Source organism: Collinsella sp. WCA1-178-WT-3 (M1), assembly GCF_009696325.1.
Lineage (GTDB): Bacteria > Actinomycetota > Coriobacteriia > Coriobacteriales > Coriobacteriaceae > Collinsella.
Map to the genome: position 1 here is coordinate 197,656 of NZ_VUME01000002.1, position 19,079 is coordinate 216,734.

At 60.3% G+C, this 19,079-nt stretch carries 18 protein-coding genes; 17 read left to right on the forward strand and 1 reads right to left on the reverse strand.

What is annotated here, in order from left to right:
• The first annotated feature begins 1 nt into the window (after nt 1).
• The 16 genes from FYJ40_RS02525 to FYJ40_RS02600 all read left to right on the forward strand — a co-directional run bounded on the left by FYJ40_RS02525 (nt 2) and on the right by FYJ40_RS02600 (nt 15,534).
• Nucleotides 2-793, forward strand: a complete 792-nt coding sequence (locus tag FYJ40_RS02525; RefSeq protein WP_154515506.1) for an RNA polymerase sigma factor SigF — start codon at nt 2-4, stop codon at nt 791-793.
• Entirely contained in the window at nt 790-2,199 is a 1,410-nt protein-coding gene (locus tag FYJ40_RS02530; protein WP_154515509.1) for an AI-2E family transporter, read from the forward strand. The genes FYJ40_RS02525 and FYJ40_RS02530 overlap by 4 nt, the downstream gene beginning before the upstream one ends.
• A 148-nt stretch (nt 2,200-2,347) precedes the next feature.
• Complete coding sequence (gene alaS / locus FYJ40_RS02535) at nt 2,348-5,005, forward strand: alanine--tRNA ligase (RefSeq protein WP_154515512.1); 2,658 nt, start codon at nt 2,348-2,350, stop codon at nt 5,003-5,005.
• A 9-nt stretch (nt 5,006-5,014) separates the two neighbouring features.
• The gene (ruvX, locus tag FYJ40_RS02540; RefSeq protein WP_035138185.1) at nt 5,015-5,443 is read left to right on the forward strand and encodes a Holliday junction resolvase RuvX; all 429 of its coding nucleotides are present in this window, start codon (nt 5,015-5,017) and stop codon (nt 5,441-5,443) included.
• Entirely contained in the window at nt 5,436-6,869 is a 1,434-nt protein-coding gene (gene mltG / locus FYJ40_RS02545) for an endolytic transglycosylase MltG (protein ID WP_229770629.1), read from the forward strand. The genes ruvX and mltG overlap by 8 nt, the downstream gene beginning before the upstream one ends.
• A 2-nt stretch (nt 6,870-6,871) precedes the next feature.
• The gene (locus FYJ40_RS02550; RefSeq protein ID WP_117646451.1) at nt 6,872-7,369 is read left to right on the forward strand and encodes a YqeG family HAD IIIA-type phosphatase; all 498 of its coding nucleotides are present in this window, start codon (nt 6,872-6,874) and stop codon (nt 7,367-7,369) included.
• Between the two features lie 8 nt (nt 7,370-7,377).
• On the forward strand, nt 7,378-7,911 hold the full coding sequence (locus tag FYJ40_RS02555) for a shikimate kinase (protein WP_154515515.1): 534 nt from the start codon (nt 7,378-7,380) through the stop codon (nt 7,909-7,911).
• Nucleotides 7,908-9,017 (forward strand): hypothetical protein, encoded by a 1,110-nt coding sequence (locus FYJ40_RS02560; protein WP_154515518.1) that lies wholly within the window; start codon nt 7,908-7,910, stop codon nt 9,015-9,017. The genes FYJ40_RS02555 and FYJ40_RS02560 overlap by 4 nt, the downstream gene beginning before the upstream one ends.
• Before the next feature lie 132 nt (nt 9,018-9,149).
• A complete protein-coding gene (locus FYJ40_RS02565; protein WP_154515521.1) occupies nt 9,150-10,280 on the forward strand; it encodes a Xaa-Pro peptidase family protein in 1,131 nt (376 codons plus the stop codon).
• 159 nt (nt 10,281-10,439) lie between these two features.
• The gene (gene efp, locus FYJ40_RS02570) at nt 10,440-11,003 is read left to right on the forward strand and encodes an elongation factor P (protein ID WP_154515524.1); all 564 of its coding nucleotides are present in this window, start codon (nt 10,440-10,442) and stop codon (nt 11,001-11,003) included.
• A 24-nt stretch (nt 11,004-11,027) separates the two neighbouring features.
• Nucleotides 11,028-11,390 (forward strand): Asp23/Gls24 family envelope stress response protein, encoded by a 363-nt coding sequence (locus tag FYJ40_RS02575; protein WP_154515527.1) that lies wholly within the window; start codon nt 11,028-11,030, stop codon nt 11,388-11,390.
• 3 nt (nt 11,391-11,393) lie between these two features.
• Nucleotides 11,394-11,978 (forward strand): transcription antitermination factor NusB, encoded by a 585-nt coding sequence (gene nusB, locus FYJ40_RS02580; protein ID WP_154515530.1) that lies wholly within the window; start codon nt 11,394-11,396, stop codon nt 11,976-11,978.
• A gap of 2 nt (nt 11,979-11,980) precedes the next feature.
• Complete coding sequence (locus FYJ40_RS02585; RefSeq protein ID WP_154515533.1) at nt 11,981-12,247, forward strand: exodeoxyribonuclease VII small subunit; 267 nt, start codon at nt 11,981-11,983, stop codon at nt 12,245-12,247.
• An 8-nt stretch (nt 12,248-12,255) separates the two neighbouring features.
• On the forward strand, nt 12,256-13,059 hold the full coding sequence (locus FYJ40_RS02590) for a TlyA family RNA methyltransferase (protein ID WP_154515635.1): 804 nt from the start codon (nt 12,256-12,258) through the stop codon (nt 13,057-13,059).
• On the forward strand, nt 13,056-13,916 hold the full coding sequence (locus FYJ40_RS02595; RefSeq protein WP_154515536.1) for an NAD(+)/NADH kinase: 861 nt from the start codon (nt 13,056-13,058) through the stop codon (nt 13,914-13,916). The genes FYJ40_RS02590 and FYJ40_RS02595 overlap by 4 nt, the downstream gene beginning before the upstream one ends.
• The gene (locus FYJ40_RS02600; RefSeq protein WP_154515539.1) at nt 13,906-15,534 is read left to right on the forward strand and encodes a DNA repair protein RecN; all 1,629 of its coding nucleotides are present in this window, start codon (nt 13,906-13,908) and stop codon (nt 15,532-15,534) included. Before FYJ40_RS02595 ends, FYJ40_RS02600 begins: the two co-directional genes overlap by 11 nt.
• A gap of 220 nt (nt 15,535-15,754) precedes the next feature.
• Here the strand turns inward: FYJ40_RS02600 and FYJ40_RS02605 are convergent, their stop codons facing one another.
• Nucleotides 15,755-16,612 (reverse strand): MurR/RpiR family transcriptional regulator, encoded by an 858-nt coding sequence (locus FYJ40_RS02605; RefSeq protein WP_154515542.1) that lies wholly within the window; start codon nt 16,610-16,612, stop codon nt 15,755-15,757.
• A gap of 271 nt (nt 16,613-16,883) precedes the next feature.
• Between FYJ40_RS02605 and FYJ40_RS02610 the strand changes: the two genes are divergently transcribed.
• Nucleotides 16,884-18,893, forward strand: a complete 2,010-nt coding sequence (locus FYJ40_RS02610; protein WP_154515545.1) for a fructose-specific PTS transporter subunit EIIC — start codon at nt 16,884-16,886, stop codon at nt 18,891-18,893.
• Nucleotides 18,894-19,079 lie beyond the last annotated feature (186 nt).

A 19,079-nucleotide genomic window follows, 5' to 3' on the forward strand; every position in this document is an offset into this window, starting at 1 on the left:
TATGACCGAACGTTCCCGGAGCGGTAAGACCGCTTGGGACAAGGAGAAAACCCGCGAGCTGTTTTGTCGCTACAAAGAGACCGGTGATCCGGATGCCCGCGAGCAGCTCGTCATGTCCCATATGAACCTGGTAAGGTTTCTTGCCAACAAATTTAAGAATCGCGGCGAGCCGCTCGACGACCTCATGCAGGTCGGCTATCTGGGTTTGCTCAAGGCTATCGACCGCTTTGACCCCGAGCGCGGACTTGAGTTCACCACGTTTGCCACACCCACCATCCTGGGTGAGATCAAGCGTCACTTCCGCGACAAGGGTTGGAGTGTGCGCGTTCCGCGTCGCCTACAGGAGCTCTCTGCCAAGGTTAACCAGGCCACCGACAAGCTCACTAACGAGCTGCAGCGCTCGCCTAAGGTTGAGGAAATCGCTGAGTACCTAGACGTGACCGTTGACGAGGTGCTGGAGGCCATGGAATCGTCCTCGGCCTATACCTCGGTGCCCATCGAGGCCCCCGGTGCGTCCGATTCTGACGACGCGCCTTCAATTCTCGACCGTTACGCCGACGACGACAACGAGCTCGACTTTACCGATGACCGCCTGGTGATTGAGGAGGCCATCCGCGATTTCTCGCCGCGCGAGCGCGAGGTTATCGAGCTGCGCTTCGTAAAGGGCATGACCCAGATCGAGATCGCCAAGAAGCTGGGCATCTCACAGGTGCAGGTCTCGCGCCTGCTGCGCCGTACCCTTAAGAAGGTTCAGGATAAGATCGACCCCGACGGAGTGATGGTTCGTTCATGAGTGAACACCCCCAACAAACCGATCGCGCGCTGCGCGATACCCGTATTCTGACGCTTCGCATTTGGGCCGTTGTCGGCTGCATTGTCATCGCTGCCGTCATCTTTAACCTTATGGGTATCTTGGCGCCGGTTATCGAGTTTCTAGCTGTCGGTTCCATCATCGCTTTTGTGATGTCGCCGATTACTAACTGGCTCGAGCATCACGGCGTCAACCGTGGCATTGGTTCGCTTATCGCACTGATCGTGGTCGTTGCTGTGCTCGTCGGTGTCGTTTGCATCTTGTCGCCGATTCTCTTTGGCCAGATCATGGAAGTCTTGAGCCGCCTGCCTGAGCAGCTTCGTGTTGCGGGCGGTGATCTCAACGAGATGGTCTCGCATGCCAAGACGCTCAACAACACGCCGCTCAAAGAGTATCTGGACGATAATCTTTCTTCGCTGGTTACCGTGGCGTCCAAGTATGTGTCTCAGATTGCCGCTGAGCTCGGTCGCGGTGTATTCCCGTTCATTACCAATACGGCCTCGCAGCTGTTCGTCATCTTCCTCGGTCTGGTGCTTGCCTATTGGTTGGCCTGCGATTATCCCCGCATGCACCACGAGGTCTGCACCATCATCGGGCAGGAAAAGGAGACCTCGTACCGCTTTATGGTTGCCATCCTTTCACGCTCGGTCGGCGGCTATATGCGTGGCATGGTCATCACGTCCATCTGCGGTGGCTTTTTGGCCTTTATCGGCTTTACGCTCATTGGCCATCCCTACGCGGCGCTCATGGCCATCTTTACGGGCATTATGCACTTGGTTCCTGTTGTTGGCCCCTGGGTGAGCGCAGCGATCGCCACGGTGCTCGGCTTTATGTTCAGCCCGATGCTGGCGTTATGGACCTTGATCGTGACTATGGTGGCACAAAATGTCACCGACAACGTCATTTCGCCTAAGGTCATGCAGAGCTCGGTCCAGGTGCATCCCATCATGAGTCTGACGGCCCTCGTTATTGGTTCGGCACTCATGGGCCCCATCGGCATGGTCATCGCCATTCCGCTGTGCGCGGCCCTCAAGGGCATTTTCGTCTACTACTTTGAGAACGAGACCGGCCGCCAGCTCGTGGCATACGACGGCGCCGTGTTTAAGGGAACGCCGTATCGCGATGCCGAGGGCAACCCGGTCGCCGCCTACGATGCGCTTGGGGACGATACGTTCATTTATGAGTCCGAGCTCATCGGTAACGAGACTGCGCCCGAGGCCCAGGCCATGCCCAGGCCCGAGCTCGATAACCCCTGGATCAAGCTCTCGGGCCTTCAGCCCGATGCTACGGGCTTTTTCAAGAATCCCTTCGCCAAGGACGACGATTCCAACTCGGATGACGACACCAATACCGGCATCGACGGCTCCATGGACGATGATGAGCAGTAAGTCATTTCAAGTTCAAGTTCATAGGCAATAACGTGCAAATTCGCTGGAGGGTCGCTGTTTGGCGGCCCTCTTTTTTGCACTTGCGCGGTGGGATGGTAATATCGTTACGTTTGAACTGTTTCGATGTGAAACCGAGGAGATTCCCTCTATGAGTGCTGACTACCCGTCAATGACTACGGCTGAGATTCGCTCTAAGTTCCTCAACTTCTTTGAGGAGCGCGGTCTTAAGCTCTATCCTTCTTCGTCCCTCGTCCCCGACGATCCTTCGCTGCTGCTTGCCAACGCCGGCATGAACCAGTTTAAGGAGTATTACCAGGGCAAGAAGACCATGAAGGAGATCGGCGCTATCTCCTGCCAGAAGTGCGTCCGCACCAACGACATCGACTGCATTGGCGAGGATGGCCGTCATCTGTCCTTCTTTGAGATGCTCGGCGACTTCTCCTTTGGCGGCGTCTCCAAGCAGCAGGCCTGCGCTTGGGCCTTTGAGCTCATCACCAAGGAGTTCAAGCTGCCGCTCGACCGCCTGTACTTCACCGTCTTTACCGAGGACGACGAGACCCATGACGTGTGGCGCTCTCTGGGCGTTGCCGAGGATCACATCTCGCGTCTGGGCGAGGACGACAACTTCTGGGCCGCCGGCCCCACCGGCCCCTGCGGTCCGTGCTCCGAGATCTACTTTGACATGGGCGAGGAGGTCGGCTGCGGCAGCCCCGACTGCAAGCCCGGCTGCGACTGCGACCGCTTCCTGGAGTTCTGGAACCTCGTCTTTACTCAGTACGACCGCCAGGAGGACGGCTCCATGCCGGAGCTGCCGCACCGCAACCTCGATACGGGCATGGGCCTGGAGCGCATGGCCGCTATCATGCAGCACAAGACCGCTAACTACGACGGCGATCTGATGCAGCATCTTATCAAGCTGGGCGAGGAAATCAGCGGCAAGACCTATGACGCCGACGATTACTCCGGTGCCAGCCGCTCGCTGCGTATCATCGCCGATCACTCCCGTGCCGTCGACTTCATGATCTCGGACGGCATCCTCCCCGGTAACGAGGGCCGCGAGTACGTCCTTCGCCGCCTGCTCCGCCGCGCCGTGTTCCACGGTCGCCTGCTGGGTATCGAGGGCGCCTTCCTGACCAAGTTCATCGACGAGGTCAACGCTCAGATGGGCGAGGCCTATCCCGAGCTGCTCAAGAACGTCGCGCTCGTCAAGGGTATCGTCGCCTCCGAGGAGGAGCGCTTCTCCACGACGCTCGACAACGGCCGCGTTTACCTGGACGAGGCCCTGGCCGCGCTCGCCGAGGGCGCCGTGCTTCCGGGCGATGTTGCCTTTAAGCTGCACGACACCTTTGGTTTCCCCATCGACCTGACCGTCGAGATCGCCGGCACCGCTGGCCACGACGTCGACATGGACGGCTTTACCGCCTGCATGGAGGACCAGAAGGCCCGCGCCCGCGCCAACGCCAAGGGCGACGCTTGGGGCAGCTTCAACGACGTGTGGGTCGAGCTTTCCGACAAAGTTGCCGCGACCGAGTTCGACGGCTATGACAACGATGTGATCGAGGGCGCCAAGGTTGTCGCTATCGTGCGCAATGGCGAGTCCGTTGAGTCCGCTGTCGCGGGCGAAGATGTCGAGGTTGTGCTCGACCGTACCCCGTTCTATGCCGAGATGGGCGGCCAGCAGGGCGATGCCGGTGAGCTTTCTGCCGAGGGTGCTGCGCTGACGGTTTCCGATACCAAGAACCACAACGGCCTGTATGCTCACGTCGCCCACGTTGCCGAGGGCACGCTGACCGTCGGTGCCACCGTGACCGCCGCGCTCGACGCCGAGCGTCGTGGCTTCCTGCGCCGCAATCACACCGCCACGCACCTGCTTGACGCCGCGCTTAAGCAGGTCCTGGGCGAGCATGTCTCTCAGGCCGGCTCGCTGGTGACGCCCGAGCACCTGCGCTTTGACTTCACGCACTTCGAGGCCCTGTCTTCCGAGCAGCTCAAGGCTGTTGAGGACCTGGTCAACCAGCAGATCTTCGCTTCCAAGCCGGTCGTGACCTGCGTCATGGGCATCGACGAGGCCAAGGCCGCCGGTGCTGTCGCCCTCTTTGGTGAGAAGTACGGCGACGTCGTCCGCGTCGTTTCCGTAGGCGCCGAGGACCAGCCGTTCTCTCGCGAGCTCTGCGGTGGCACGCATGCCGCCAACACTGCCGAGATCGGCCTGTTCAAGATCATTTCCGAGTCCTCCACGGGCTCCAACGTTCGCCGTATCGAGGCCGTGACCTCCAAGGGCGCTCTCGATTACATGGCCGACCGCCTGGCACTCGTTGACGCCGCTGCCGCTGCGCTCAAGTGCCGCGTCGACGAGGTTCCCGCCCGCGTGGAGAACCTGCAGGCCGAGCTGCGTGAGACGTCCAATAAGCTCAAGAAGGCGCTCACCGGTGGCTCCTCCGACGCCATTTCCAGCGCCATCGACGGCGCCGTCGAGCTCGATGGCTACAAGCTTGTTGTCGCTGAGCTCCAGGGTCTCGAGGCCGCCGACCTGCGCAACGTCTGGGATACCGTGCACCAGAAGGTCTCCGGCCCTGTCGCCTGCGTCGTCGCCAGCGTGACCGAGAAGGGCACCCCGGCGCTGCTCGCCGCCGGCTCCGACGACGCCGTCAAGGCCGGTTTCCACGCCGGCAACGTGATCAAGCAGATCGCGGGCCTGGTCGATGGTCGCGGTGGCGGCCGTCCCAACATGGCCCAGGCCGGTGGCAAGAATGCTGCCGGTATCGCCGATGCCCTCGCGGCCGCCAAGACCGCGCTCGGCGCCTAGGCTGTCGCTGTGGTCGCGCTCGCGCTGGACATAGGGGAGACCAGGATTGGCATTGCCGTCTCGAGCCGTGATGGCAAGATGGCAATGCCCGTCAAGGTGCTTCCGGCTGCCGAGGTCACTGGCATGGCAAAGACGTTTCGTTACCTGGTTGAGGACTATGAGCCCGATATCCTGGTAAGCGGACGCCCCTTGACCATGGCCGGTGAGCCCGGCCCCCAGGCCGAGCGCGTCGCCGCCGTGGCGCAAAAGATTGCCGACGAGCTCGATCTTCCGCTGGAGTTTGAGGACGAGCGTCTGTCCTCGCAAGAGGCAAAGCGTATCTTGCGCGAGCAGGGCCTCAACGAAAAGCAGATGAGGGGCAAGATTGACATGATTGCCGCCAGCCTGTTTTTGCAGACGTGGCTCGATCGTAAAAACGAGGAGGTTTCGCATGCCTAGCGCTTCCGATCCGCGCCAGCCGAATCGTACGCGTCGCCCCGCGTCGCGCCCTGCCCAGCCTGGCCAGCGTCCGGCACAGCCGACGCAGCGCGCAGCTCAGTCTGGCGCGCGCCCGGTGCAGTCCTTCGCTCGTTCGGCCCAACCTGCTCAACGGACGGGTCAGCAGCCTTCTGCTCGTTCGGTTCAGCATCCGGCTTCTCGCCCGGCTCAGCAGCCCACTGCTCGTACGGCCCAGCCTGCAGGCGGTACCCGCTTTAAGCAGCAGGCACCTGCCCAGCGAACGCAGGCCACCCAATCGCATTCCCATCACGCTCGCGGTTTGCATGGCGTTGCTCCGGCGACCCGCTCGAGCTACGACACGCGTGCTCGTCGCGGTGCTCAAAAGAAGAGTTCTCCGGTTCCCATGATCATCGGCGTTGTGGTGGCGGTGCTCGCGCTTGCTGCGATCGCTTTCTTTATCGTGCCGGCCGTCAAGGGCTTCTTTGCCGGTGAGGATACGAAGGTTACGGCTGGTCAGCAGGTTACGGTGACCATTCCCGATGGTGCTTCGGGCGACACTATCGCCTCGATCCTCTCCGAGAACCATATCGTCGAAAATCCCAAGGATTACTATGCGGCGGTCAAAAAGCTCAATGCCGATATGTCGCTCAAGCCTGGTACCTATTCGTTCGCCACATTCATGGATGCGACCAAGGTTGTTCAGCAGCTCATGGAAGGCCCCAATGCGGGCTCCAATGCGCTTACTATTCCCGAGGGTCTAACGGTCGATCAAGTCGCCGACCGTGTGGCCCAGGCCTACGACAGCATCTCTAAGGAAGACTTCCTCAACCAGGCCAAGGCCTCCAACTACGCGGACGACTATAGCTTCCTTAAAGGCGCCGCCAACGATTCGCTCGAGGGTTTTCTGTTCCCCAAGACCTATTCGCTGGGCAAGGACCCGAGCGCCGATGACGTTATCCGCGCCATGCTCGATCAGTTCAACACCGAGTACCAGTCTCTCGATTTTGCCGGGTGCGAGGCCAAGATCAAAGAGCGTTACGGCGTGGAGATGTCCGATTACGACATCATCAATCTCGCTTCCATCGTTGAACGCGAGGGTCTCAACGCCGAGCAGCGCGCACATGTCGCCTCGGTCTTCTACAACCGCCTTGCCGGCAAGCTCGACGGCCTGCGTTATCTCAACAGCGATGCGACCATGATGTATGTCACCGGTGGCGAGGTTTCCGCCGACGACCTGCAGAGCGAGAGTCTCTATAACACCTATAAGCACGAGGGTCTGCCACCCACGCCCATTTGCTCCCCGTCGCTCGAGGCACTCAAGGCCACGCTTGAGCCGACCGACTCCGATGACCTGTATTTCTACATTACGCAGGACGAGGAGTACTTCTCGCAAACCTACGAAGAGCACCAACAGTCTTGGAATTAAACATGAGGATTTTCAGCCCCAAACGATATGTTGCATCCGTCGACCGCATCGATCTTGATACCCTGTGGGCCGACGGCAAACGCGCCATTCTGCTCGATCGCGATAACACCCTGGTGCCGCGCGACACCGAGCAGGTTCCCGCCGCGGTTTCCGCTTGGCTCGATGCCGCCCGCGCCAAAGGCTTTAAGCTGTGCATGGTGTCTAACAACTGGCATCGCGACCAGGTCATGAGCTCTGCGCGCGAGCTGGGACTCGAGGCCATTAGCCACGCCATGAAGCCGGCTCCGTTTGCCCTCAAGGCGGGTCTTAAGCGCCTCGGCGCCACGGCCGACGAGGCGGTGCTGATCGGTGATCAGCTCTACACGGATGTGTGGAGCGGCAATTTTGCCGGCGTCGATACCATCCTGGTAAAGCCGCAGGCCACTCAGGACCTGTGGTATACGCAGATCTTCCGTATCTTTGAGCGCCGGGCCCTGCGCGACCTTCCCTGCGAGGAATAGGTCTCGCTATGTCCCAGCACACCAAACACGGCTGCGACCATATCTTCTTTATCGGCTTTTTGGGCGCGGGCAAATCGACGCTTGCGCGCAACGTGGGCACTATGTTCAAACGTCGCTTTATCGATACCGACCGCCTTGTCGTGCGTCGTTGCGGTAAATCGGTGACCGAGATTTTTGAGACCGAGGGCGAGGAGCGTTTTCGCGAGCTCGAGACCTCGGCGCTCCGTTCGCTCCAAAGCGAGCGCAGCCTGCTGGTTTCCTGCGGCGGAGGTATCGTCGAGACTCCGGTAAATATTGAGCTTATGCACCAGATGGGAATCTGCGTGTATCTCGAAGGTGACTTTGAGGATTCGATTCGCCAGATTCGTCGGTCCGACACGCGTCCCGATTTCCGTTCGCCCGAGCATGCCGCGCGCCTGTTTGAGCATCGCCGTCCGCTATATCGCCAGGCCGCCGATATTACCCTTGATATTCGCAACAAGTCCTTCGAGGACGTTTCCTACCTTTGTGCCGAGATGCTTTTGGAGCGTGGGCTGCTATGATTCGCCGTCAACTGATCAATTTCCAAAACCGCAGTATCGATGTTCGCGTCGGATTGGGCGCGTTCGAGGAGCTGTCGCGCATGTTTGCCTCGGCTGTGGGCAAGCCTAAGCGCGCGTTGGTGGTTTGGAACGACGCCACGTCAGAGCGTTTTGACGAGGTCGTCGAGCATGCGCTGGTTGATGCCGGTTTTGTCGTGTCGCAGCTCCCACTCGAGGTTTCGCCTGCTGGTGCCACGCTGGCCGATGCCGATGCCATCTTTGGCGCCCTATCTGCCAACGGCATTACCTGCGACGATCTGGTTGTCGCCGTTGGTGATGCCGCAACCTGCTCGGTTGTTAGCTGGTGTGCTAATCAGTGGTGCGGTCGTACCGAGTGCGCACTGCTGCCGACGACCTTCGACGCCATGCTCACGGTCGCGACGACCATGAAGCCGCTCGTCGCCTCGTCGTCGAATGCGCTTCCCGCTATCGCGTTCCGTCCCGAATCGGGCTTGGTCGTGTGTGACCTCGACCTTGTTCGCGAGGCGGACCCCGAGGATCTCAAGCTCGGCTATGCGGTGCTTGTTGGCACCATGCTTTCGAGCAGCAAGTCCCGCTGGAATCAGTTTACCGAGACTGTTCCCGAGATTCTTTCCGGCGAGGAGATCGCGCTCGTCAATGCTGTGCAGTGGTCCCAGACCGCGCGCAAAGACGTGCTCATGGCCACGAACCCCAGTGCTCGCCATGCACTCGATTTTGGTAAGACAGGGGAGCGCACCCTTCGCGCCTGCCTGGGCGAGGCCGCGGCTAACGTTCCCGCATACCAGCTCCTTTCCGAGGGTATGCGCTTTGAGGCGCGCCTAGCACATGATGCCTGCGACTTCGATATCGACAATGTGTTTGAGGTCGACGATTGCCTGGAGGACTTTGGCATCGAAGAGCTTGCCTTCGACTTGGAGCCCACCGCGTTTATCGAGGAGTTCCGCAAGCAGCAGTTTGCCCGCTCAAACCGCAGCATGCTGCCGCTGCCCGCGGCGCTCGGCGCCATTCGCCTGACGAATGTCGAAGACGAGATTCTCGAACGCCATGCGCAGGCGTATCTGGCTTCTCGCAAGGAACTTTTTTAACTTTATTGACATCCATCGTCTTTCGTATCATTTTGAGGGGCGGGTTTTCAATCGGTTGCGAATCGCTTGTGGTTCGGCTATTCGTTTGAAGCCCGTCCTGCTCTTTTTGAGGACAATAAGAAAGGAATCTGAATGTCTGAGTTTGCTGCCGGTCCTGCCGGTCGTATCGAGCGTGTCCGTGCCCTGATGGTCGAGCGCGGCTACGATGCTATCGTCGTGCGCGATGAGGCCAACCTCCGTTGGCTCACGGGTGTGAAGGGCGTCTTCGATTACACCTTCGAGTTTCCGCACGCCGCATTTATTACGGCCGATCAGTGCCTGTTCCATACCGACTCGCGCTATCTCAACAGCTTTGAGGAGAACACGCCCGCCGGCAGCCCCTGGGTCTACGACATGGACGAGGGCACCATCCCCGGTTGGGTTGCCGGCAAGATCGCGGCCAACAAGTGTCGTGTCTGCGCCGTCGAGGATGACATGCAGATTAACTTTTACCAGGGTATTCAGCGTGGTCTTGAGGATCGCTCCGTCGCCTGCATGCTGCCGCTGATGCATGACGACATTCGTAAGATGCGCGCCATCAAGGATGCCGAGGAGATCGAGCTCATGCGACACGCGCAATCGATCACCGATGCCGCCTTCCAGCACATGCTCGGCTTTATTAAGCCCGGTATGACCGAGAAGCAGGTCCGCAACGAGCTCGAGAACTTTATGTTCGCCAACGGTGCCGACAGCTTGGCCTTTGGCTCCATCGTCGCGAGCGGTCCCAACACCGCCAACCCGCATGCCGTCCCGAGCGACCGTGTCATCGAGAAGGGCGATTTCGTCCTCATGGATTATGGCGCGGGCTACTGCGACTATCGCTCCGATATGACGCGTACCGTCGTGATGGGCGAGCCCACGCAGGAACAGCTCGACCTGTACGAGCTCGTGCGCCGCACCCACGAGGAGTGCGTCGCCGCTATCCATCCGGGCGTCGAGGGTAACGATATCTTCAAGCTTTCCAAGAAGATCATCGGCGATGCCGGTTATGGCGATTACTACAACCATGGCCTGGGCCATGGTGTCGGTATCGACATCCACGAGCTGCCCAACTTCAACCGCAGCAAGAACATCATCGAGGTCGGCTCGGTTGTCACCATGGAGCCCGGCGTCTACCTGCCCGGCGTGGGCGGCGTGCGCTTGGAGGATTACGGTGTTGTCACCGAGAACGGGTATGAGCCCTTCACCAAGACCCCGCACGACTTGCACGTCATCGACTGCTAAGCCATTCAGTTCGATTATGGAAGCGGGGCGTCCGAAATGATTCGGGCGCCCCGCGTTCTCTTTTTATGCGCTCGCCGCAGGCGCCGCCTGCAAGTGTATAATTTCGCTCGTATGTAATTTGGACGCTTGTGCGTTCTACCCATAACAAGAAAGGTCGCTATGCCTACCATTTCTACCGCCGACTTCAAGAACGGCCTCGGTCTCCGCATTAAGGACAAGGTCTACACCATCGTCGAGTTCCAGCACGTCAAGCCGGGCAAGGGCGGTGCTTTTGTGCGCTACAAGACCCGCGATATCAAGAGCGGTCGTGTCGTCGAGAACACCTGCAACGCCGGTACCAAGTTCGAGAGCGTCATGCTCACCACCCGTGAGTTCCAGTACCTCTACAACGACGGCGCCGACTACATCTTCATGGACAACGAGTCCTACGAGCAGGTTCCCGTTCCCGAGGACATGGTGGGCGAGAACTCCAAGTGGCTGCGCGAGAACGACACCTGCCAGTTGCTCTTCGCCGACGACGAGCTCATGGGCGTGACCCCGCCGATGTTCATCGAGACCACCATCGTCCAGACCGACCCGGGCTTTAAGGGCGACACCGTTCAGGGTTCCACCAAGCCGGCCACCATCGACACCGGTGCTGTCATCCAGGTCCCTATGTACCTCAACGAGGGCGAGGTCATCAAGGTTGACACCCGCGACGGCAAGTTCGTCTCCCGCGTCTAGCAACCAACTCTTCTAGGAGGACTCATGCCCCAGGAAATCAAGATTGACGGCATCGGTATTTCGCCCGATGTTCTGACCGCCATCGTCTCGCGCGCCGTCACGGATGTCGAGGGCATCGCCTCCGTGGGCGTCAAGGACCTTGCCACCAACCTTGTCTCCATGATGCTTTCGTCCAAGGCCCCGGCTTCCGAGCCGCCGGTAGAGGCCGAGGTCATCGGCGACAAGCTCGCACTCACCGTGCGCGTCGTGGTGTTCTTTGGCTATCCGTTCAAGAAACTCGCCGAGGCCGTTCGCTCCGCCGTGGTCGCAGCTATCGATGCCCAGGTAGGCGTCGAGGTCGAGCGCGTTGACGTGTGCATCGACGGCCTCGTTTTCCCCAAGGAGTAACCTTTGAGCCTTAAGGTTTATCGCGGGCGTACGCTTGCCCGCAGTCAAGCGCTGCAGCTGCTGTTCCAGGCCGAGGCGACGGACAGCCCGCTCGAGCGCGTCCTCGAGGGCGATTTCCTGATCTCGAAGGGTCCCCTCGACCCCTACGCTCTGGAGCTGTGTCGCGGTGCCTACGAGTATATCGACCGCATCGACTGCGCCCTGCGCTCCATCGCCAAGAACTGGGATCTTATGCGCATGCCCGGCGCCGATCGCAATCTGCTGCGTATCGCCGTCTATGAGATGCGTTTCCTCACCGACGAGGAGGTCTCGGACGCCATCGTGATCAACGAGGCTGTAGAGCTTGCCAAGGCCTATGGCACCGACCAGTCCGCGTCGTTTGTCAATGGCGTGCTGGGCAAGATCGCGCGTAGCGAGGAGCTGCCGGGCGAGGACCTGTATCAGGAGCTGCTGGCCGAGGACCGCGCCCGCGAGGAGGCCCAGGCCGCCGAGGCTGCCGCCAAGGTTGCCGCCGCTCAGGCTGCGGCCGGCGTTCTCGACGAGGGTGCCGAGGTCGCCGAGGTCGAGACCGGTACCGCCGAGGAGTAGCCATGCCAGAGGGTTCCGTCCGCAACTTCGACGAGATCTCGGACCGCTTGGACCAGATCATCGCTACCGTTCGCTCCAAGGATACGTCCTTGGAGCGTTCGCTCGATTTGTTTGACGAGGCGATCGAACTTGGCTCCCGTGCGGTCGATATGGTCGACAAGTTTGAGTTGACGCCTCGTGAGGCCGATAAGCTCGAGCAGGAATACGATGAGGATGCGGCAAACGAATCCCAGGATAGCCAGGCCGCGTCTCCGGATACGAATGGTTGATGGCATTCATGAAACGCGTGCGTCTCGATGACGAACTGATTTCACAGGGCATCTGCGCCGATCGCGCGGATGCCCTTCGCACTCTTATGGCCGGCTTGGTCTCGAGTGGCGGCGAGCGTTTGACCTCGCCGGGCCTTAAGGTGACGCCCGGTCTGCCCTTGCACGTGAAGGGCCGTATTCCCTACGTGGGGCGCGGCGGGCTCAAGCTCGAGGGCGCGCTCGATGCGTTTGAGATCGATCCCATGGGCCTTGCTTGCCTCGATGTGGGCTGCTCCACGGGCGGCTTTACCGATTGCCTGCTCAAGCGTGGCGCCGCAACGGTCGTTTCGGTCGATGTGGGTCGCGCTCAGTTTGATTGGTCGCTGCGCCAAGACGAGCGCGTGACGCTCCATGAGCGCACCAACGTGACACAACTGCCCGAGCTTGGCTACGGCGGCGCTATCGACTTGGCTGTCTGCGATGTGTCGTTTACGAGTATCGCGAATATCATCGACGCCGTGTTGGCGTGCCTGAAGCCTTCGGGTTCGTTCTGCACGCTCGTAAAGCCGCAGTTTGAGGCGCCGGCTGCGCTGGTGGGCGAGGGCGGTATCGTGACCGACCCCTCCGTCCGCCGCGATACGCTTGTGGCGGCGATTGAGCTCTTTGCCGCCAAGGGCCTGTTTCCGTTCGACGTGTGCGTGTCGCCCATCCATGGCGCCAAGGGCAACGTCGAGTTTTTCCTGTACGGCACGAGGTTTGCCTCTGGCGAGCGCGCCGACGATGAACTGCAATCACAGGTAACGGCTTTGAGCGAGAAAGCTGCAACGCTATGAAGGTCTTTCTGGTTCCCAATTACTACAAGCAAGAGGCGGTCGAGAGCGGCCTGATGCTCGAGCTTTGGCTTTCGCGCCAGGGCTACGAGGTCGCATGGGCTGCCGATCAGCGTTCCAAGATCCAGCGTGCGCCCGATGTTGACGATGCCGACCTGGTCATTACGCTCGGCGGCGACGGCACGCTGTTGCGTGCCGCCCGCATTCTCAACTACCGCGAGATCCCCATTCTGGGCCTTTCCTATGGTCATTTGGGTTTTTTGACGGCTGCGAGCCCCGAGGATCGCGATATTTTGCAGGTCGTGAGCGATGCCCTTTCCGGTGAGCTCCATGTGAGTCGCCGCGCCACCCTCGCCGCGGATATCGTTTCGGTGTGCGAAGATGGCACGAAGGATGTCGTGCGCACGTTTGCCCTTAACGATATGGCGCTTACGCGCGGGCCCCTGTCCGATATGGTTGAGTTCGACATCACGGTGTCTGGCCATCATATCGACCGCCTGCGCGGTGACGGCGTCGTCGTTTCGACAGCGACCGGTTCCACCGGCTACGCGCTTTCCGCCGGCGGCCCCATCGTCAGTCCCGATTACACGGGCATGGTTTGCGTGCCCATCGCCCCACATACCATTCAGGCTCGCGCCTTTTTGACCTCGCCAAGCGATGTCGTCGAGATTTTTATGTCCGATGACCGCCCGAGCGTGCCTGCGATCGCCATCGATGGACAGTTTATTACCTGCGATGGCACGGTCGAGAGCGTGGCCGTGCGTCGCGGTCCCGGCGATGTTCTGCTGCTGGATTACGGCCCCGAGAGCTTCTATAACTCGGTGAGCCGCGTGTTCTACGGAGTGCGTCATGATCGATGAGCTGCAGGTTTCCAACATTGCCCTCATTCGCGAGGCGACGTTGGTTCCGAGCGCGGGCTTAACGGTTCTGACCGGAGAAACCGGCGCCGGTAAGACTGCGTTGCTCTCGGCGCTTAAGCTCATTCTGGGCGAGCGCGCGGATTCGTCGACGGTGCGCGAGGGCGAGACGCTTGCCAACGTCGAGGCGCGCCTGTTTGACGGCCCGCACGACACGGAGGGCTTCACCGTTCAGCGCAGCCTTTCTGCCGAGGGCCGTAGCCGCGTAAAAATTGACGGCCGCATCGCCAGCGTGCGTGAGCTTTCGGAGCGCGTCGGCGTGATGATGGATCTTTGCGGCCAGCACGAGCACCAGCGCCTGCTCGACCCGGCGCATCATGTTGCCATGGTCGATGCATGGGCGGGGCGCCCGGCGCTCGAGGCGCTCGATCGCTATCGTGCTTGCCTTAAGGCATCGCGCGCGGCTGCCAAAGAGGTCCGTCGCGTCGAAGAGGCCTCACGCGCGCAGGGGAGTCGTGTCGAGGAGGCGCGTTTTGCCCTCGAGCGCATCGCCGAGGTCGACCCCAAGCCGGGTGAGTATGAGGAGCTCGAGGAGCTGCTGCCGCGCTCCGAGCATGCCGAGGTGTTGGTGGCAACGGCCAACGATGCCCATGCGTCGCTTGCTGCCGAAGGGGGAGCACTCGATGCCGTGAACAGTGCCGTCGCGGAGCTTTCGCGTATGGCTACTGTCGATCGCAAGCTGGGTGTTATCGCCGATGCACTTTCGGATGCCTGCATCTCGCTCGAGGATTGTGCCAACGAGCTGCGTACCTATCGAGATGGGGTCGCCTTCGATCCGCGCGAGCTGGCTCGTATGCGCGAGCGGTATTCCGATCTTAAGGGACTTTTGCGTCAGTGGGGTCCCACCATGGACGACGTGTTTGCCATGCGCGATAGCTCGCGAGAGCTGTTGTCGCTGGTAGACGATGGTGATGAGCAGATTAAGAAGGCGCGCGAAGCGCTTGGCGCGGCAGAGCGCGAACTGTTCGCCGCCGCCAAGGCACTTAAGCGCGCACGCAATACGGCAGCCCCGCGCTTTTGCCACGAGGTTGGCCGTCAGATGGCGCGCCTGGAGATGGGCGGCGCCGAGCTCGTTTGGGACTCGCGCGATCTTCCGCGCGCCGAGTGGACGCCGGCGGGCCCTTCGAGCTACGAGCTTTTGTATCGTAGCGGTGCCGGATTGACGCCGCGCCCCCTGCGCCGCATTGCGTCTGGTGGTGAGCTGAGCCGTGTCATGTTGGCGAGCAAGGTTGTTTTGGGTAACGCGGACGGCGTGGATACGTTGGTGTTCGACGAGGTCGATGCCGGTGTTGGTGGCTCTACTGCACGCGCCCTTGCGAGCGTTCTGGCAGATCTTGCCGCAACGCATCAGGTGATTGTCGTAACGCACCTGGCGCAGGTCGCCGTCATGGCCGACAAACATTACGTGGTGAGCAAAGAGCCCGGCGACGTTCCCCAAACCCATCTGGATGAGGTGGCCGGGGACGCCCGTACCGCAGAGATCGCCCGTATGCTGAGCGGCGATCAATCGGAGGCGAGCTTGGCCCACGCAAAGCAGATGCTCGAGGAAGCGCGTGCTTAGGCCGAGCCGTTACATGTATGTTCGATCCGGCCGCCACGAAACCGGCCCATCTACTACGTTTAATAGGCTATCGGCAACCACGCCTTGAATTGCAAAAAGAAAACCGCAGGTAGAACGCCTGCGGTTTTTCTATTTTCGGTATGTGGTTGGGCCATACTGATAAAACGTAGTAGATGGGCCGGTTTCGTGGCGAGTGGCGTTTGTCGGCTCGCTAAAATTTCTATTCCACGACCTTATCCGGCTGGATAAGCTCCTCGTAGTAGCTAATGTGCTCTCGGGCGTCCTCGATTTCGGGCAGCAGGAAGTTGTAGATAACCTCGATGATCATCGTGGCGCTGATCTTGGAGAACGCAAAGTCGCCCGTGGTGAGCAGCGCCTCGTGGTTCACGGTATTAAAGGTGTAGTCGGCTAGGCGAGCAAGCGGAGACTTGCTGTCGCTGCTGATGACGACTACGGTGGCACCACAGCCTCGAGCCGCTTTTGCCATGCGATTCAGTCGACGCGACTTGCCAGAGTTCGAGATCAGCACGATAACGTCGCCGGGGCGTAGCGTGAGCGCAAAGCCGATTGATGTCTCGCTGATGGTGCTTGACATACAGCGAAGGCCCAGTTGCGAAAACTTAAACGTCGCGTCAAGCGCAACGGCGTTGGTATTACCTACGGCTGCAAACTCGATAGCCCCTGCGTTCTTAAACGCGTGCACGACGGCTGCCAGCGTATCGTGATCAATGCCATCGATGGTCGCATTGAGTTCACTGACCTTTGCGGCGAGGATGTTTTTGAGGCTCTGCTCCATATTATCGAGCGAGACCTCGTCGGTCAGGCCCTCGTTGCGCTGGCTCTCCAGGTCGCGCGCCAGCGAAAACTGAAAGCTGCGAAAGCTTCCAAAGCCCAGCTTGCGGCAGAAGCGCGAGACGGTGGCCTCGGAGGTTGCGGCGGCGCGCGAGAGTTGCGCGGCTGTTAGGAGCGGTGCCTCGGACTGGTGCTCTAGGATATAGTCGACAATGCGCTGCTCGGACTCGCTGTATCCCTTGTGCGTGCTAATAAGGGAGAGTGCGCTCTTGCTGCTATCGGACATGGATGACTCCTGGTTGGCATTAAAAGCTGTCTTGTTGTGTGCCGCTCTAGTATACGGGGATTTCAATTACAAGATACACCTTGCTGTTTCAAAAGTTGATGGTAAACTTTCATCGACCGTTTACGGTTGTGAAAGAACCTTTCACCGGAGAAATAGGCTTGATTGCTTCTCATATAAGCGGTGGCTTGGTATCTTTCAGGAGTGGAAAAGCGCGCACCGTAGCGCGTGTAGGGGAGCGCCCGCGGGCGCAGAACTCAAGAAGGAGGGACACATGGCTAAGTTTGACATCATCGCCGCCACCGGTTGCCCGACCGGCATCGCGCACACCTTCATGGCGAAGGAGGCGCTGGAGAAGGCAGCTGCCGAGCGCGGTCTGACCATTAAGGTCGAGACTCATGGCCAGGTCGGTGTCGAGAACGAACTCACGAAGGGTGAGATCGCCGGTGCCAAGGCCGTCGTCGTCGCAGCCGATAAGGATGTCCAGGCGGAGCGTTTCGCCGGTAAGCCCATGGTTTCCGTCGGTGTTTCCAAGGCCCTGTCCGTCGAGGCTGCCGGCAAGCTGATCGACCGCGCTCTCGCCGCCAAGGGCGACGACACGGTTGCGGCTGCTGCCGATGTCGAGGATGAGGTCGAGGAGAAGGAGTCCATCGGTCACATCATCTATAAGCACCTCATGAACGGCGTCAGCCACATGCTGGTCTTCGTCGTTGCCGGTGGTGTTCTGACCGCCGTTTCGTTCCTGTGGGGCATCACGTCCTTCGACTCGACGGCTGCCGACTACAACAGCTTTGCCGCTATGCTCAAGATCATCGGCGGCATCGCCATGAACCTCATGGTTCCCGTGCTTTCCGCCTATATCGCCGAGTCCATCGGCAAGCGCCCGGCGCTCGTTCCCGGCTTTGTCGCCGGTATGATCGCCATCCAGGGCCTGCCCGTTAATGCCGAGACCGGCATGATCGATGCCGGCGGTGCCGGCGTGGGCTTTGGCTTCCTGGGCGGCATCGTCGGCGGCTTCCTCTCTGGCTATGTCATCCTGCTGCTCGAGAAGGTTTTTGCCAAGCTTCCCAAGAACCTGGACGGACTCAAGGCTATCTTCCTGTACCCGCTGTTCTCGACCGCCATCGTCGGTCTGGTCATGCTCGGCATCTCCGGCCCCATGGCTGCCATTAACACCGCCATGATGGACTTCCTCAAGGGTCTGTCTGCCTCTGGCGCTGTTGTCCTGGGTCTTGCCATTGGCTGCATGTGCGCCTTTGATATGGGCGGCCCGGTCAACAAGGCTGCTTACGTCACCGGTACCGCTATGCTCACCGAGGCCCTGGCTGCCGGTGTCGGCACCGACACCTATAACTTCGGCACCAACTTCATGGCTGCCGTCTCCGCCGCCTGCATCGTTCCGCCGCTGATCACCACCTTCGCCGTTATCGTCGGCAAGAAGTACTTCAGCCAGGAGGATCATGACGCCGGTATCGTCAACCTCATCCTTGGTTGCACCCACATCACCGAGGGCGCCATTCCGTTCATGACCAAGAACATCTGGCCCGTCATGCCCATCATGATGCTCGGTTCCTCCATCGCCTCGATCCTGACCATTATGTTCAACGTCCACGATCCGGCGCCTCACGGTGGTTTCCTGGTCCTGCCCGTTGTCGAGAACGGTCCGCTGTGGGTCCTCGCGATCCTCATCGGCGCCGTGGTCGGTGGCATCCTGTTCGTTGCTTTCAAGAAGTATGACTTCGAGAAGAAACAGAAGGCCGCTCCCGCCGCTGCCGCTAAGCCGGTCGAGGCTCCCAAGGCCGCTGCCGTCGAGGCCCCCAAGGCTGAGGCTTCCGACTTCGTGAAGGTCGAGAACGTTTTTGTCGCCGAGGATTTTGCTTCTCGTGACGAGGCCCTGAGCTTTGTCTCCAACCAGGCTGTCAAGGCCGGTATCGCTGACGACGCCGACGCCGTAATGAACGCCTTCCTGGCCCGCGAGGCCGAGGGCACCACGGGCATGATGGAGGGCTTCGCTATTCCGCATGCCAAGTCTGATGCCATTACCGAGGCCGCCGTCATCGTCGTCAAGGACGACTCTGGCGTGACCGGTTGGGACACCATGGACGGCGCTCCCGTCAACGTGGCTATTGCCCTGCTCATCCCCGGTGCCCAGGCCGGCACCACGCACCTCAAGATCCTGTCCAAGGTCGCCGAGGCGCTCATGGACGAGGGCTTCCGTGCCACCGTTAAGGATTCCACCGACGCTGCCGAGATCGCTAAGACGATCAATGCCCGTCTGGTCTAATCCCGCAGCTTGCGAATAACATCGCCCCCTGTATATAAGGCGGAGACTCCATCAGGGGTCCCCGCCTTTTTCAAGTAACCCGGTACTGAGGGTCATTTCCTTCCTGCCGACAGTTAGGGATACTCCTCAGTTCACAAGAGGGCATAGATAGCCCCATCAACCAGATCAACCAGGCGAACAAATTAT